The organism is Oryzibacillus soli (genome assembly GCF_051594765.1).
Taxonomy (GTDB): domain Bacteria; phylum Bacillota; class Bacilli; order Paenibacillales; family NBRC-103111; genus Paenibacillus_AR.
This window is the reverse complement of sequence record NZ_JBPPGJ010000008.1, coordinates 1-14,328: the sequence shown is the minus strand read 5'-3', so window position 1 is coordinate 14,328 and position 14,328 is coordinate 1. Positions and strand designations below refer to the sequence as shown.

Below are 14,328 nucleotides of genomic sequence, written 5' to 3'. Positions count from 1 at the left end.
CAAGGGATCCGGGTGTTTTTTCATTCCGCTATGAATCGTTCGGCGGTTTCCAGTGGAACCCTAATCCTTAGGGCTTATTTTGAAGATTGACAGGAAACCAGATGGTGTCCTATAATGCTAATAGGAAACCAAATGGATTCATATCGAAGGGCAGGCCGAGAATGATGGACGAGCAAGAAATCCTGAAGAAGCTGCGCTGCAAAGCGGAACGGGCCACTGCCCTGAACGCCCCGGAGGGCTACGGGCTGGGGCTGGGCTCCGGAACGGAGGGAGCCTATGGCTTCGTCCTGCTGTATGTCCGCAACAGCGGAGAGCTGAATGAGTGGCTGCCGAAGACCCTTCCCATCCTGGAGGATGATGCGGTCTTCTGGATCTGTTACCCGAAGAAGACCTCCAAGAAGGTGGAGACGGATCTGAACCGCGACGTCATGTGGGAGCTGGTCGCCGGACAGAGTCCGTACCGGCCCGTTAGCAATGTGGCGCTGGACGAAGCATGGTCCGCTCTCCGATTCCGCCACGAAGACAAAGTGAAGAGCAGCAAATAACCGTGACCGGCTCAAGCCGGAACGGATCACAAAGGAGAATGCACCATGGCCAACACCGCCAACCAACTGCCCGATATCCGTCAAACCCAGGTTTTCAACGCACCGATTGAGAAGGTCTGGAAAGCCGTCTCCACCTCCGAAGGGCTCTCCGCCTGGTTTATGCCGAACGACCTGGAGCCGGTGGAGGGGCACGAATTCCAGCTGAATGCCGGACAGTTCGGCATGTCCCCCTGCAAGGTGACGGAGGTGAATCCTCCCCGCCGCCTGTCCTTCAAGTGGGGCAAGGACTGGACCTTGACCTTTGAGCTGGAGGATCTTGGCGGCAAGACGGAGTTTACCCTCATCCACTCCGGCTGGTACGAGGATCAAGTGACCGAGTTCGGCGCTCCTCACAAGATGGTGCGCGGCAACATGGAGACGGGCTGGACCGGTATCGTCGCCAAGCTGGGTACCTACCTCGGAGCCTGACCCTCTATGGGCGAACCGAAGCACGACGTCTTCCAAGCCATCGCCGATCCCACCCGGCGAAGTATGCTGAAGCTGCTCGGCGAGCATGAGGAGCTGCCCGTCAACTCCATCAGCAGCCGGTATCCGATGAGCCGCACGGCCGTGTCCAAGCATCTGCGCATCCTGGCGGAAGCCGGACTCGTCAAGGAGCGCAAGGCGGGCCGCGAGACCCGGTTCCGGCTGGAGCCGGAGCCACTCCGGGAGCTGAACGATTGGCTCGCCTACTTCGAACGCTTCTGGGAGAACAAGCTGTCCATGCTGCGTCATCTGGTCGAATCGGAGGATTCCCCGGACGGCAGCACGCCGGAATAACACAAGGAAGGAGCCCGCAGACACGGGCTCCTTCCTTGTGTTGATTTATTGGGATTGTGACCCTTGTACGCCCGCCGGCTCGCGGACGCAGGCCGACAAGCCGATCCGAAGCTCCCGGATCTCCTGCGCCAATAGCGCCGCCACTGCACGCGCCCCCCGCTCCGTAAAATGGGTGTGGTCCGTGCCGTTCACGGATACCATGAAATAGGTCCTGGCCTCCTCGAACCCGACGGCCGTCCAATGCTCCAGACTCCGCTCCATGAGGTCGACCAGCGGCACCTGTTCCTCCTCCGCCAGCTGCTTCATCGTCCGGCAATAGTCCGGGAAGTCGTTCACGAACTGTCCCCCGTCCCAATGAAGCCGGGCAACAGGCGTGATCAAGAGCGGATGGGCCCCTCGTTCCCTCGCGGCCTGAATATACTGCTTCAGATACCCTTTATATTCCTCGAACGGCTCGGTATACCGCTCCGGCTTCTCCTTGGTGGAATCATTGTGACCCATCTGAATGAAGAGCCAATCCCCGGGCGCCATCTCCTCCCGGATCGCCTCCAGCCGCCCTTCGACGATGAAGGACTTGCTGCTCCTGCCCCCGATAGCCCGGTTGACGATTCGGACGGACGGGAGAAGGTCCTCTCCCAGGAACATGCCCCACCCCGCCAGAGGAGCGGATGCCTCGTCGTAGTTCTGACAGGTCGAATCGCTGGCCAGGTATAGAGTAACCGTATTCATACGCGCACCTCGACGGCATTCGACGTGAAGACCGTGCCATCCGGCTCCCTTAACGGCAGCCCCAACCTGATATTAAGGCCTTGTTCCGTCGGAATAACCGCCTTCCCGCCGTTCATAGGCTCCACTCGCCTGTTCTTGCTTTCCCTTTTCATCCGAAATCCCCTCCGAATACAAAAGTATGCAGCCTGTCCCTGCCGCCTGCTTTCCTTCCACAGCTTAGCACCGGCTGGTCTTTCGGGCAATCCGTATTTTTTGATCCGAGGGCTGGAGGGAATTGGACTCTTTTGTACGATTTGGACTATTCCGGTGCAAGATGCTCTGTTCGCACCGTACGATCGATGGGTTCTCCTCAGCCGGAGTTCAAGGTGTCCAATGAAAACCATGTCGATATAATTGGACTACAAGCGGGCTTCAGGAGTACCGAAGCCCCCTGCGTAATGCCGGTAACAAAGGGAATGTGTACTTTGACACACTTTGTTCAAACCTATATACCGGCCGATTTTCCTTTGCTATGATACCGACTGTCGGTATTTATTCCGGACGTAAATGCCGGCGAATCATCCCAAAGGAGTGAACGGTACACATGCTTCAGCTATTTAGGAATACCAGCCGAAAGGCCATCGCTCTCGCCACCGCAGGGCTGCTCATCGCCAACACCCTGCTGGCCGGAGCGGCCGCAACGGCAGCCTCGGGCGACTTCATCACCTCCGCCCAAGCGTCGCCCTCCACTGTAGCCCCTGGCTCCTCCACCACGATCACCACCACCGTGCAGGCCCCGGAATCCACGACGGTTCTCGTGGATATGGAGATTTTCGACTCTGCCTACAAGAAGGTGTACCAAGCCTTCACCGATCATATCCCGGTGACCGCCGGTACGCCGAAGAACGTACCGTTCGTCTGGAATGCGCCCGCCGATCTGCCTGAGGGCAGCTACATCATCAGCATGGGCGTCTTCGGCGAAAGCTGGAGCACCATGCACAAATGGCATGCAGGCGCCGCCACCTTCACGGTTAAGAAAGGCGAAGGCACTCCTTCCGTAACGGCCGTCGCCACCACTTCGCCGGATAAAATCAAAATCGGCTCCTCCATCCATGTCGAGGCTTCGGTCACCTCCAGCGTCTACACCGACGCCTTGGTGGAGCTCACCGTCCTCCGTCCGGACGGCACCCAAGCCGCCGTCTTCCCGTTCAACACTTCCCTTCCCGCCGGACAGGCGAAGAGCGTCTCCTTCGATTGGAAGGCTCCTGCCGGAGCGCCGCTCGGTCTGTATCAAGTGAAGTTGGCTGCGTATAAGCCGGACCGTTCCCAGACCTTCGGCACGAAGCAAGGCATTGCCAGCTTCACGGTGTATTCCGACACCGTACCGCCGCTGCCCGTTCCGGAAGGCATCACGGCTGTCCCCGGCGAAACCTCCGTCGCCTTGAAGTGGTCTCCGGTATCCGGCGCCACGGCCTATGAGGTGGAAGCGGACGGTGCAGTCACGCACGTCACCTCCGCCTCCTTCACCCATAGCGGTCTCCTTGCCGACACCGCCCACACGTACCGCGTCCGCGCCAAGAACGACCTGACGGCCAGCGCTTGGAGCACTGCCCTTCCCGTAAGGACACTGAAGCCGGCAGCGGCAGGCATCAAGGTTATTACGAAGAACGGCACCTCCGCCAGCACCCAGATGATCACGCCGGAGCTGGAGATCGTCAATACCGGCACCTCCGCTGTGAAGCTGTCCGACCTGAAGGCCCGCTATTACTTCACCATTGACGGCGAGAAGCCGTTCACCATCGGCTTCTGGACCACCACCGCCAAGGAAACGGTCAAGACCGAGTTCGTCAAGATGCCGATCCCTTCCGTCCTGGCCGACTATTACCTGGAGATCAGCTTCCCGAATAGCACCGCTGAGCTGAAGCCCGGCTCCAAGGTAGGCGTCTACACCTGGATTAACAAGAACGATTGGAGCTCCTTCGAGCAGACCGGAGACTATTCCTTCGTCAATAACGGCTCCGCCGCCGACAATCCAAAAGCCACCGGCTACCTCGCTGGCAGCCTGGCCTGGGGCAAGGAGCCCGTGCTGCTGAACCTGCCCCCGTTCCCGGGCCATCTGACCGCCGTTCCCGCCGACACCTCCATGGCCCTGACCTGGGATGCCGTACCCGGCGTTACCAGCTATGAGCTGTCTGCCGACGGAGAGATCATCACCGGCCTGAAGACACCCTCGCATACCGTCAACTATCTGCGTCCCGGCACGCTGCACACCTACAAGATCCGGTCCGTCCAGAACGGTACCGCCAGCGTATGGAGCGCTCCGGTCACCCTGAAGACCACCGGCCAGCAGCAGCTTCCCGCTCCCTCCAACGTCAGAGCCAAGGTGGCCGACGGCACCGTGACCCTGACCTGGCAGGCGTTGACCGAGACCATCACCGGCTATGACGTGGAAGCCGACGGCACGGTCATTGCGGCCGGTACCGGCACCAGCTATACCCAGAGCGGCCTGGAGGCCGGCTCCAACCATACGTACCGCGTCCGCGCCAAGGACGGCACCACACTTGGCCCCTGGAGCTCCGCTGTGAAGGTGAACCTTCCGCGGGTTCCGACCGGTCCCTTCGACGTCACCTTCACCATCGATACCTCGGCCGAACGCGCGCCGATCAGCCCTTATATCTACGGTACCAATGACGATCTGTCCGGCACCGAGAACTGGAAGTCCCGCCGGATGGGCGGCAACCGCCTTTCCACCTACAACTGGGAGAACAATGCGTCCAATGCGGGCGAGGATTATTTTGAACAGAGCGATGACTATATCGCACGGTATTACGGCGGCATCCCCTGGGGCGGCCCCACGAACGAGCCCGGCATCGGAGCAGCCGGCTTCCATCAGAAGTCCCTGCAGTACGGCGCCTACACCCTGACCACCGTTCCGATTGCCGGCTATGTGGCCAAGGATAAGAACGGAACCGTCACCGAATCCGAAACCGCGCCCTCCAACCGTTGGGTGCCGGTGAAGGCCTTCAAGGGCGGCCCGCTCAGCCTGACTCCGGATCTGAACGACAATGCCGTCTATATCGACGAATTCGTCAACAACATGGTCCACCGCTTCGGTCCTGCCTCCGGCTCCACTGGCGTCAAGGGCTATGCCCTGGACAATGAGCCGGCTCTCTGGAGCACGACGCATCCGCTGATGCATCCAGGAAAAACCGGCGCCGCCGAGGTGCTGAACAAGGGCATCGACGCCGCCAAAGCCATCAAGAGCGTGGACCCGACCGCCGAGGTCTACGGTCCGGTTGCTTACAGCTTCGACGAGATGTACAACATGCACGCCGCCAACGACTGGGAGCAAGTGAAGGGCAACTACGGGTGGTACGTGGACTATTACCTGGATAAGTTCCGCGTTGCCTCGGAGCAGAACGGCAAGCGTCTGCTGGACGCTTTCGACATCCATTGGTATCCGGAGATCTCCGCCGGCGGCTACCGCATCACCGACAGCCAGTCCAACAGCTCCCTCGCTGCGAACAAAGCCCGCATGCAGGCTCCACGCTCCCTCTGGGATCCGAGCTACACCGAGGACAGCTGGATCGGCACCTGGTTCAGCTCCTATCTGCCGGTCATTCCGCGGCTTCAGCAGTCCATCGACACCTACAACCCGGACACCAAGATCGCCTTCACCGAGTATAACTACGGCGGCGAGAACAACGTCTACGGCGGTATCGCCAACGCAGACGTCCTGGGCATCTTCGGTAAGTTCGGCGTCCATCTGGCCACCTTCTGGAAGATGTTCAACACCGTGAAGGACGCCACCTATATTACGGCTGCCTTTAATCTGTTTACCAACTATGACGGCCACAAGTCCGGCTTCGGCGACATCAAGGTGAAGGCCGAAACCTCCGACATCGAGAACAGCTCCATCTATGGCTCCGTCTTCCAGGACAACGAAGGCAAGCTGCATCTGATCGTGCTGAACAAGAACAATGACTTCGAGATAAACGGCACGTTCAAGCTGGCCGGCGGCAAAACCTACAAGACCGCCAAGGTCTATGCCTTCGACGAGAACAGCCCGGTCATCACCGAGCGCCAAGGCGTGGCCAGCATCGAGAACGGCACCTTCACCTACAAGCTGCCGAAGCTGACCGCCGCCCACATCGTCTTGTCCGAGTAACCCCTCGGTCGGGGAGCCCTCCCGCCGGGTTAACCAAAAAGAGCTTCAAGCCTCCTGTAGGCTTGAAGCTCTTTTTGTCCCGGCGCAGCGGCCTTACCGGTCTGCTTGGACTTGGTTGCGCCCGTGCTCCTTGGCCCGGTAGAGGGCCATATCCGCTTTGGCGACCAGCGCCTCCGGACCGGACAAGGGCGTGGGAATGACGCTGGCGATGCCCAGGCTGGCGGTCAGCACCTGATTGGGCGAGCTGCGGTGGGGAATTTCCCGACGCTCCACCGCGCTTCGGATCTGCTCCGCCACCACGGCCGCACCGGCTTCGTCCGTATCCGGAAGCAGCACCGCAAACTCCTCCCCTCCGTAGCGGAAGACCATGTCGCCCGCCCGCTTCACCTCGTCGCTCAGCAGAGCAGCCGTCACCTTCAGACACTCGTCTCCGGCCTGATGACCGTAGGTGTCATTGTAGCTCTTGAAGAAATCCACATCCAGCATAATCATGGACAACGGCTTGGAGCCCCGGGCGGCCCGGTGCCATTCCCGGACCAGCACTTCGTTGAAGTGGCGCCGGTTCGGGATACCGGTGAGCCCGTCCATGGTGGACAGCTTGTGCAGCTCCTGCTCCAGCCGCTTGCTCTGGGTAATATCGGTGGTGGAGACCAGCACGCTGGTCAGCTCGCCCTTGGCGTCAAGCATTGGGGTGGAATTGTTGGAGTGCACCCAGCGGGTCCCGTCCTCTGCCTCGAACACCACCTCCACGCCATTGACCGGCTGCAGCGTCCGGGAGACCCGGGCGAAGGGCAGCTCCTCGCTGGGGAAGGGCTTTCCCTCCAGCGTATAGATTTTCCACGCAGCATCATTGTAGAAGCGCCGGGTCAGCTCCTCCCGCGGCACGCCGTACATTTCCTCCGCCTTGCGGTTGGCGAAGGTGAACCGGCCCTCCGTATTGATCAGCATGATGGCGCTAGGGGTAGTCTCCAGCACCTGCGACAGATGCTCCTGGTTCACCCGGAGCTCTTCCTCCAGCTTCTTACGGGCGGTAATGTCCCTTACATAGATGGACAGGCCTTCTTTTCGAGGGAAGATACGGGTTTCGTACCAGCCATCCAGGAAGGGATAGAATTCCTCCACCACAAGCGACACCTGATTCTGCACGGCACGGTGGTACTCCTCGTGCAGGCGGGTGCCGATGATCCGGGGCATCTCCTCCCAGATCACCCGGCCGATCAGCCGCTCCTGGGACTTCCCCAGAATCCGCTCGGCCATCTGGTTCACATAGGTGAACCTCCAATCCTTATCCAAAGCGAAGAAGGCGTCGGTAATGCTCGAGAGTATATCGGTAATACGGGTGTTGCTTTCAATGAGCTCCCTCTCCATGGCCATCCGATCGGTGATATCCCGGGAGACGGCCACCACCTCGTACTGGTGCCCCCTCTCACCGCGGACGATCCGGGCCGTGGTCTCCAGCCAGATGAGTGAGGCATCCTTCCGGTAGAACTGATAGCGGAGCGTATAGAACCTGCTCTCTTCGCGGCGGGCGGATTCCAGCGCCTCCCGGGTCATTCGCAGCAAGTCGCTGTGGTAATCCGGATGGACGAAGTCCAGCACCGGCCGGCCCGTCATCTCGTCGTTCCGGTACCCCAGCAGATGCAGGCTGGCCTGGCTGACATACCGGTACGTCAGGTCCATATCCACCCGAGCGATCATATCCGTGGAATTCTCCGCAATGAACCGGTGCAGCTCCTCGCTCTGCTGAACGGTGGCCTCCAGATGCAGCCGATCCGATATATCCCGGAAAATCACCATAACGGCATCCCTGCCGTTCAAGCTTATATAGGCAGCCGTACTTTCCACTTGGATGACCTGATCGTCCAGCCTTACATACCGGCGTGCCTCCGGCGCCATCGCGCTGCGGTGAAGCTGCAGCTCCCGTAACCGAGCCTTCACCAGCTCCAGGCTGGATTCATGGATGATGGAGATTACGGGTTTTCCGATGAGCTCCTCGGGGGATGAGGCGCCAAGCAGACGGGCTCCGGCCGGATTGATCAGCACGATGACGCCTTCCGATTGGATCAGGATCCCATCCGGGGAGGACTCGATCATCGTCCGGTACCGCTCCTCGCTGTCCTTCCACTGTCCGTTCATGTACTGCAGCTCATCCATCTGCCGCGATACCGTCGCGGTCATCTCGTTGAATGCGGCCAGGATCTCGTCCGTTTCGGCGGAGCGGAACATGCCGTCCTGCAGCCGGATGACATGACGGTAGTCCCCATTCATGATGGCCACCGCACTTTCCGACAGCAGCCGCAGGGTAATTCCCATCCGCTTGGCGTACCACAGCAGGGCGGCCATGCAGAGGAAGAAGATCAGCATCAGGATGCCGGCGAAGGACAACATGGTCCTATAGACGGGATTCATCACTTCATCCCGGCTGATTTCCGCCAGCAGCTGGAACTTTCCCTCTGCGACGGACACGGCTTCGCCCCATGCTTCCTCCCCATACCGGTCCTTATAAAAATCGCTCACCGGCAGCCCTGCCCGTGCGAACCGGAACAGCTCCAACTGCTCCAAGCCGGATGCCGCCGCCGGATCGTCAGAAAGGACCCTGCCTTGACCGTCCATCAGATACATGCGGCCGGTTGCGCCGAACCGGAAGGACGACAAGGTCTGCATGACAGTTTCCCGGGAGACGAAGCCGGCCACCATCCCCTTGAACTGCTCCTCCTCCAGGACAGGGGCAAGGAAGACGATCGATCCCTCCATACCGGCCGCGCCGTCCTCGAAGCCAATGACCAACGCCTTCCCTTCCTTTGCCGCAGCAAACAGACGGCTCTGCGAGTAATCTTTTCCCGGCTCCCCCTGTGTCACCGCCTGAGCGGCTCCGTAACGGTTGATGAACACGAGATTGGCGAAATAGGGCTTCAGCTTGCCCACCGCATTCAGATTCTGCTGGATCGACGCAGGGTTATCCTGTTTCTTGAAGCTTTGCAGCGAAGCCAGGCTCTGCACGAAATCCGAATTCACCCGGAGCCACTCCTCGAAGGTATTCCGGTGGATCGCCAGATTCTCCTCCAGAGTCTTGCGCGCCTGTGATTTGCTGCCGTAATGGATGATCCAGAGATCGGCGGCCACATTCGCGGCGGCGAAGATGGCGAAGAGAATCAGGAGCGCCTGGAGCAGCTGCTTTTTCAGAGACTTATGGGTGATGATGAAGTGGTTCAAGCTGCGTGCCCTCCATGTAAGAATCCTGTATACCATAATTCTACATAAACCCACATTTCCCTCCACAATAATAGGAAAAGACACCCTGCATTAAGGCAGAATGTCTTGATGAATCTAGTTCTATATCCCTATATATCGGCCGGCCATGGGTTCCAGCTTCAAATACTCGAAGAATCTCTGGATTTCCATATCCCAGAACGCCCACGTATGGCCGTAGCCTTCCGGCTCGTGATACGAGTAGCTGTATGGGTTGCCCTCCAGGCTTTCGAAGAAGCCCTTTACGATATGGTTCAGGTCCAGCCAAGGGTCCTCGCCGCCGCAGGCATGATACACCGCCGGCACCGGCCCGCCTGTCTTCAGAGCTTCCCGGCCCAGATGCTGCAGGTCATGGTCGGTTCCCCGCATCGGGCCATCTCCGAACAGCATGATCCGCTCCTTCGCCTTCGGCGAGCCGTCGTTCTGGAACGGGACATCCGTCTTATCCCCCGCGGAAAAAGCGCCGATCGCCGCATACCGCTCCGGTCTCGCCAGCCCTGTCCGCAGACAGCCATAGCCGCCGTTGGAGAACCCGGCGATGTAATTGTCGGCTCTGTCGGGGGACAGGCGCGGGAACAGATGGCGCAGAACCTGTGGCAGCTCATCGGCCAGATACGTGAAGAATGCCCCGCCGTGCACCATGTCCACGCAGCAGGACTGCATCATGCCGGGGATCACCACCGCTATGCCGTATTCGAGGGCGTACCGCTCGATGCTGCTCATCCGCAGCCACGCGGTGGCGTCACCGGAGCCTCCGTGCAGGAGCCACAGCACCTTCAGCTTGCCGTCCCCGGTATAAGGCTGCTTCTCCTGAGGCAGGAGCACGTTCACTTCCATCTCCATGCCGAGGGCCTCGGAGAACATGTGCGTTTCGATCAGCGCCATGCCGCACCGCTCCTTTCCTCTGCCTTGCGAAGGGGCAATCTCCGGATGACCTGCTCCAGTTGGCGGTCCCAGTGGGTCCAGGTGTGGTCACCCGGACCTTCCTCGTAGACGAGCGGCAGACCCAGCCGCTCCGCATGCTCCTTAAAGCGGAGATTCTCCCCGTACAGGAAATCCTCGGTCCCGCACCACATGTACAGCTCCGGCTTCGATTCGGGCCGGGCGGCAAGCCGCTCCGCCGCCGCGAACAAATCGTCGGCTCCGCCTCTTATTCCGCTGCGGTCCCCCCAGATGTCCGCGGCCAGCTTAGGTGCCAGGCGGTCATAGGTGGCCTCCGTATCCATGGCACCGGACAAACTGTATGCGCCTGTGAACCGCTCCGGCGCCCGAAGTCCCGCCTTCATGGCCCCATAGCCTCCCATGGAGTTGCCCGCGATGAACCGGTCCTCCCGGGCCGGGGACAGCGGGAACATTCTCTCGCATACCGCCGGCAGCTCCTCGCTGATAAAGCGGAAGTAATCCCGGCCATAGGCCATATCCGTGTAATACCCCAGATGCCCTGCCGGCATCACGACGGCGAGGGGAAGCCCCTCGGTATAACGCTCCACTGCCGTCCGGCGCATCCAAGCGGTATGATCATCGCTTCGTCCGTGCAGCAGGTACAGCGTTGCGTAGGGACCGGGGTCAGCGGGCTTACGGTAGCCCCCCGAGACATGCTGGGGTACCAGCACCTCCATCGGCACCGGCATCCGCAGCGCTTCAGAGTGGTAGTGAACGTGCAGCCAAGCCATATCTTCATCCCTCCTGCGATCTCCATTTCACCCTCCTAGAGTATCACCAATCGTCACGGAACAACATGCACGAATTGGAAAAAGCAAAGAGCATCCCTCATGGAAGGGATGCTCTCGAGGCCGGTATCGGCTATACCTGGCTTGTTGCCGCTTAGATGCCTTTGCCTTGCGGAGCCGCACCGCCGGCGCCAGGGGCCTGGCCTCTTCCGCCGTTCATGCCGCCGCCCATCCGGTTGCCGCCTCCCATGCCGCCATGTCCGCTGGGTGCCGTCGTCACTCCGGATTCATTCAACCAGGTAACCGAGCTGGCCAGTTTGAAGCTGACCACTTTGGAGGCATCCTTAACGGATGCATTCTGATACAGCCCGTCGGTTAAGGTGCCGGTTGCGGTTCCGCCTGTATACAGGGTGTAGGAACCGTCCTTTACTAGGCTCGGCGAGGTGATCACCACGGTCTGGAACGGTTTGGCCGGGGCAACCGCCGCCACCACTTGATCCTTGCTGTCCTTCACGGTCAAGAGGGTTCCCGCCTTCTGGACTTGAGAGAAGCTCATCGCCAGCGAATATTGGGTGGAGGAGGTGGAAGGAGCTTGGGCCATCCCTGAGCTGCCGGCTGCAACCAGGAAGCCTCCGGTCATCTGGAAGTCACCGTCATAATCAATGGCTCCGTTCATGCTTTCGGTTGGTCCGCTGACCACAACCGTGCCGCCGGACATGGTCATAGAGCCGTTGGAATCAAGTCCATCCCCGAGGGAGTTCACGTACAGGTATCCGCCTTTCATGAATACCTTGGCTCCGCCCGATGCCTGGCCTTGTGCGGTCGTGCCGCTGGTCAAGGAAGCCGTGCTGCCGTTGATCCCGTCATCGCTCGTTACCAGACGGGTCTCACCGCCCTCGAAGGTGATGACCGCACTTTCGATGCCTTCATAGCTCTTCGTGATGTTGACCTTGCCGGCCTGCACCGTTATCGAGCTGTCTCCATGCAGGCCGTCGTCCCCGGCAGCGATGGAGAGATCCCCACCGGACACCTTCACATTGACGCCGTGCACCGCATCGTCGGCGGAGTCAATCTTGAAGGTGCCTCCGGCGATGGTCAGATCATCGCCTTTGATGCCTTTGGCGCTTTCCGTTTCCGTAGCGGTCGTGGCGGTTTTCGCCTGCGGAGCGTTCCGCCCCGGCTGCATATTGTCGTTGACCTTCTGCGCTGCCTTGGCGCTACCGCCGCCCGTTACCAGCGTATACCGGCCATCGGACACCAAGAGAGCAGTTTGGGCTTGAATGCCGTCATTCCCGGCTTGGATGTCGAAGGTGCCGTTCTGCAAGGCGATAACGCCTTTGCCCGCCTCCTGGTCGTTGGTCGATTTCATGCCGTCGCCACTAGCCGCTATGGTCAGCGTGCCGTTCTGAACCGCCAGGAGGTCGCGGCCGATCAACCCGTCGTCAGCAGCTTTAACGGTGATGCTACCGCCTGTAATCTTCAGGTCATCCTTGCTGACGACGCCGTCCTTGTAGTTGCCGTTTACGGTCAGCGATCCTGTCCCGTTTATGGTCAGGTCCGCTTTGCTGTACAGAGCCGCTGTCGGCGCATCCTCTCCGGTGCTGGAGTAGGTCTTGGCGTCCGTCAGTGTATTCTTCGTTCCCTCCGGCAGACTGATGACCGCTTTGGACGCCTTCGTGATCACGAGAGGGGAACCGGTGCTGCTGGCCAGCTCGGCTCCGTTCAGCACAAGCCGTACGGTGCCTTTGTCTTGCAGATCCACAACGATCTGGCCGTCCGTAAGCTTGCCGCTTAATACATACGTCCCCGGGAGCATGATAGTCACCTTGTTCTTATCCACCGTAGCGCCGGTGCCCTTCAGCGCGGCGGTCGTATCCTTCAGCTCGATATAGTTCGGGTTGCTGTCCTTCCAGTCGGTATAGGCATCCTCCTTGTCGTAAGTAACGGTCACGTTCGCGCTGGTCCCTGCGGCTGTTGCCGACACGGTCTTGTTGGCTGCGGTGGACGCTGCCGCGGCAGTTGCTGCTGCCGGAGCTTGGGAGGATACGATAGCGGTGTTGGGAGCCGCGTTGCTCTGGCAAGCCGCCAGAAGGGCCGCACTGGCAACCAGCGTTACAATTTGCATACTCATGTATTTGTAGTTTTTCATGGGGGATGATCTCTCCTTTGGGAAATGTGCGTGTTAGGGATGGATGGGTAACCTGAACCTTATGGAACCATCATAACCGCCCAACTTGAACCACGCCTGAACCCTGCCTGAATGCTGACTGAAAGCTCGCGAGGCATGCAAGTGATCCGCCTAGCACTTGCCCGTGTGATACGATGTCTTTTAAGGCGGCTATTCGCCTTCATTTCACGAAACCGCTGCATTCGCCCAATTTAAGGCTTCATATCACCTTATTTTGTGACGTCGCTGCGTGGCCGGACATTTCCCGATTCGTTAAGGCGGTGGGCCGCCTTAACTCCACCAAGTCAGCTCACTCTTCCACTTTACGGCTTCAGACCGCCTTATTTTGCGGCACAACAAAGAAGCCCACTGGTCAAAAGACCAAAAGGGCTCGTTTGTGCTTGGCGACGTCCATTCCGCACCTCCACGGCCGCCGAATGGCGGTACTTGCCGGGCTTCGAGCTGCCACGATTAGAAGGTTCGGACACTCTACAGCGTAGGACCTCGCGCACAAAACAAAAAAGCCCTATGGTCAAAAGACCAAAGGGTTCGTTTGTGCTTGGCGACGTCCTACTCTCCCAGGACCCTGCGGTCCAAGTACCATCGGCGCTGGAGGGCTTAACGGTCGTGTTCGAGATGGGAACGCGTGGTTCCCCTCCGCCATTATCACCAAACAGTCAAGGTTTGCACCTTGAAAACCGGATGCGAAATTTTCCGAAAACAATCTTTTGGGTCCCCGCCAAAGTACTCGGAATACGCTTCGTCAGCATATGCTTCACTTTGGTGGGAGTAGGATAAGCCCTCGACCGATTAGTACTGGTCAGCTCCACGTGTTGCCACGCTTCCACCCCCAGCCTATCAACCTCGTCGTCTTCAAGGGGTCTTACATACTGGGAAATCTCATCTTGAGGGGGGCTTCACGCTTAGATGCTTTCAGCGCTTATCCCGTCCGTACTTGGCTACCCAGCTATGCTCCTGGCGGAACAACTGGTACACCAGCGG

Annotated in this window: 10 protein-coding genes and 2 rRNA genes; 4 read left to right on the top strand and 8 right to left on the bottom strand. The window is 59.6% G+C overall.

Annotated features, from left to right (window positions below; genetic code table 11):
- Positions 1 to 161: 161 nt before the first annotated feature.
- The 3 genes from ACSEXW_RS12055 to ACSEXW_RS12045 are packed head-to-tail and all read left to right on the top strand — an operon-like array spanning position 162 to position 1,364.
- Positions 162 to 545 carry a hypothetical protein gene (locus tag ACSEXW_RS12055; RefSeq protein ID WP_438446402.1) on the top strand — a complete coding sequence of 128 codons (384 nt, stop codon included), beginning with the start codon at positions 162 to 164 and terminating at the stop codon, positions 543 to 545.
- A gap of 45 nt (positions 546 to 590) precedes the next feature.
- Entirely contained in the window at positions 591 to 1,013 is a 423-nt protein-coding gene (locus tag ACSEXW_RS12050; RefSeq protein ID WP_438446401.1) for an SRPBCC family protein, read from the top strand.
- Positions 1,014 to 1,019: 6 nt separating this feature from the next.
- Positions 1,020 to 1,364 (top strand): ArsR/SmtB family transcription factor, encoded by a 345-nt coding sequence (locus ACSEXW_RS12045; RefSeq protein WP_438446400.1) that lies wholly within the window; start codon positions 1,020 to 1,022, stop codon positions 1,362 to 1,364.
- A gap of 45 nt (positions 1,365 to 1,409) precedes the next feature.
- Here the strand turns inward: ACSEXW_RS12045 and ACSEXW_RS12040 are convergent, their stop codons facing one another.
- Both ACSEXW_RS12040 and ACSEXW_RS12035 read right to left on the bottom strand, forming a co-directional pair.
- On the bottom strand, positions 1,410 to 2,093 hold the full coding sequence (locus tag ACSEXW_RS12040) for a rhamnogalacturonan acetylesterase (RefSeq protein ID WP_438446399.1): 684 nt from the start codon (positions 2,091 to 2,093) through the stop codon (positions 1,410 to 1,412).
- Positions 2,090 to 2,245, bottom strand: coding sequence for a hypothetical protein (locus ACSEXW_RS12035; protein WP_438446398.1), 156 nt, complete (start codon positions 2,243 to 2,245; stop codon positions 2,090 to 2,092). Before ACSEXW_RS12035 ends, ACSEXW_RS12040 begins: the two co-directional genes overlap by 4 nt.
- A gap of 431 nt (positions 2,246 to 2,676) precedes the next feature.
- Between ACSEXW_RS12035 and ACSEXW_RS12030 the strand changes: the two genes are divergently transcribed.
- The gene (locus ACSEXW_RS12030; RefSeq protein WP_438446397.1) at positions 2,677 to 6,240 is read left to right on the top strand and encodes a glycoside hydrolase family 44 protein; all 3,564 of its coding nucleotides are present in this window, start codon (positions 2,677 to 2,679) and stop codon (positions 6,238 to 6,240) included.
- A gap of 93 nt (positions 6,241 to 6,333) precedes the next feature.
- On the opposite strand, the gene ACSEXW_RS12025 is transcribed toward ACSEXW_RS12030, so the two are convergent.
- From ACSEXW_RS12025 to ACSEXW_RS12000, 6 genes are all read right to left on the bottom strand, one after another.
- The gene (locus ACSEXW_RS12025; RefSeq protein ID WP_438446396.1) at positions 6,334 to 9,453 is read right to left on the bottom strand and encodes a PAS domain S-box protein; all 3,120 of its coding nucleotides are present in this window, start codon (positions 9,451 to 9,453) and stop codon (positions 6,334 to 6,336) included.
- Between the two features lie 120 nt (positions 9,454 to 9,573).
- Positions 9,574 to 10,374, bottom strand: coding sequence for an alpha/beta hydrolase (locus tag ACSEXW_RS12020; RefSeq protein WP_438446395.1), 801 nt, complete (start codon positions 10,372 to 10,374; stop codon positions 9,574 to 9,576).
- Positions 10,365 to 11,162, bottom strand: a complete 798-nt coding sequence (locus tag ACSEXW_RS12015) for an alpha/beta hydrolase (RefSeq protein ID WP_438446394.1) — start codon at positions 11,160 to 11,162, stop codon at positions 10,365 to 10,367. The genes ACSEXW_RS12020 and ACSEXW_RS12015 overlap by 10 nt, the downstream gene beginning before the upstream one ends.
- Positions 11,163 to 11,313: 151 nt before the next feature.
- Positions 11,314 to 13,308: a carbohydrate-binding domain-containing protein gene (locus ACSEXW_RS12010; RefSeq protein ID WP_438446393.1), complete on the bottom strand. Its 1,995-nt coding sequence runs from the start codon at positions 13,306 to 13,308 to the stop codon at positions 11,314 to 11,316.
- A 575-nt stretch (positions 13,309 to 13,883) separates the two neighbouring features.
- Positions 13,884 to 14,000: ribosomal RNA gene (gene rrf / locus ACSEXW_RS12005) — 5S ribosomal RNA — on the bottom strand.
- A 116-nt stretch (positions 14,001 to 14,116) separates the two neighbouring features.
- Positions 14,117 to 14,328 (bottom strand): 23S ribosomal RNA (locus ACSEXW_RS12000); the annotation flags it as partial.

Excerpts from the sequence above, each read along its gene's own strand:
- ACSEXW_RS12010 (WP_438446393.1), bottom strand. The coding sequence starts at position 13,308 with ATGAAAAACTACAAATACATGAGTATGCAAATTGTAACGCTGGTTGCC.
- ACSEXW_RS12055 (WP_438446402.1), top strand. The coding sequence starts at position 162 with ATGATGGACGAGCAAGAAATCCTGAAGAAGCTGCGCTGCAAAGCGGAA.
- ACSEXW_RS12015 (WP_438446394.1), bottom strand. The coding sequence starts at position 11,162 with ATGGCTTGGCTGCACGTTCACTACCACTCTGAAGCGCTGCGGATGCCG.
- ACSEXW_RS12045 (WP_438446400.1), top strand. The coding sequence starts at position 1,020 with ATGGGCGAACCGAAGCACGACGTCTTCCAAGCCATCGCCGATCCCACC.
- ACSEXW_RS12040 (WP_438446399.1), bottom strand. The coding sequence starts at position 2,093 with ATGAATACGGTTACTCTATACCTGGCCAGCGATTCGACCTGTCAGAAC.
- ACSEXW_RS12030 (WP_438446397.1), top strand. The coding sequence starts at position 2,677 with ATGCTTCAGCTATTTAGGAATACCAGCCGAAAGGCCATCGCTCTCGCC.
- ACSEXW_RS12035 (WP_438446398.1), bottom strand. The coding sequence starts at position 2,245 with ATGAAAAGGGAAAGCAAGAACAGGCGAGTGGAGCCTATGAACGGCGGG.
- ACSEXW_RS12050 (WP_438446401.1), top strand. The coding sequence starts at position 591 with ATGGCCAACACCGCCAACCAACTGCCCGATATCCGTCAAACCCAGGTT.
- ACSEXW_RS12020 (WP_438446395.1), bottom strand. The coding sequence starts at position 10,374 with ATGGCGCTGATCGAAACGCACATGTTCTCCGAGGCCCTCGGCATGGAG.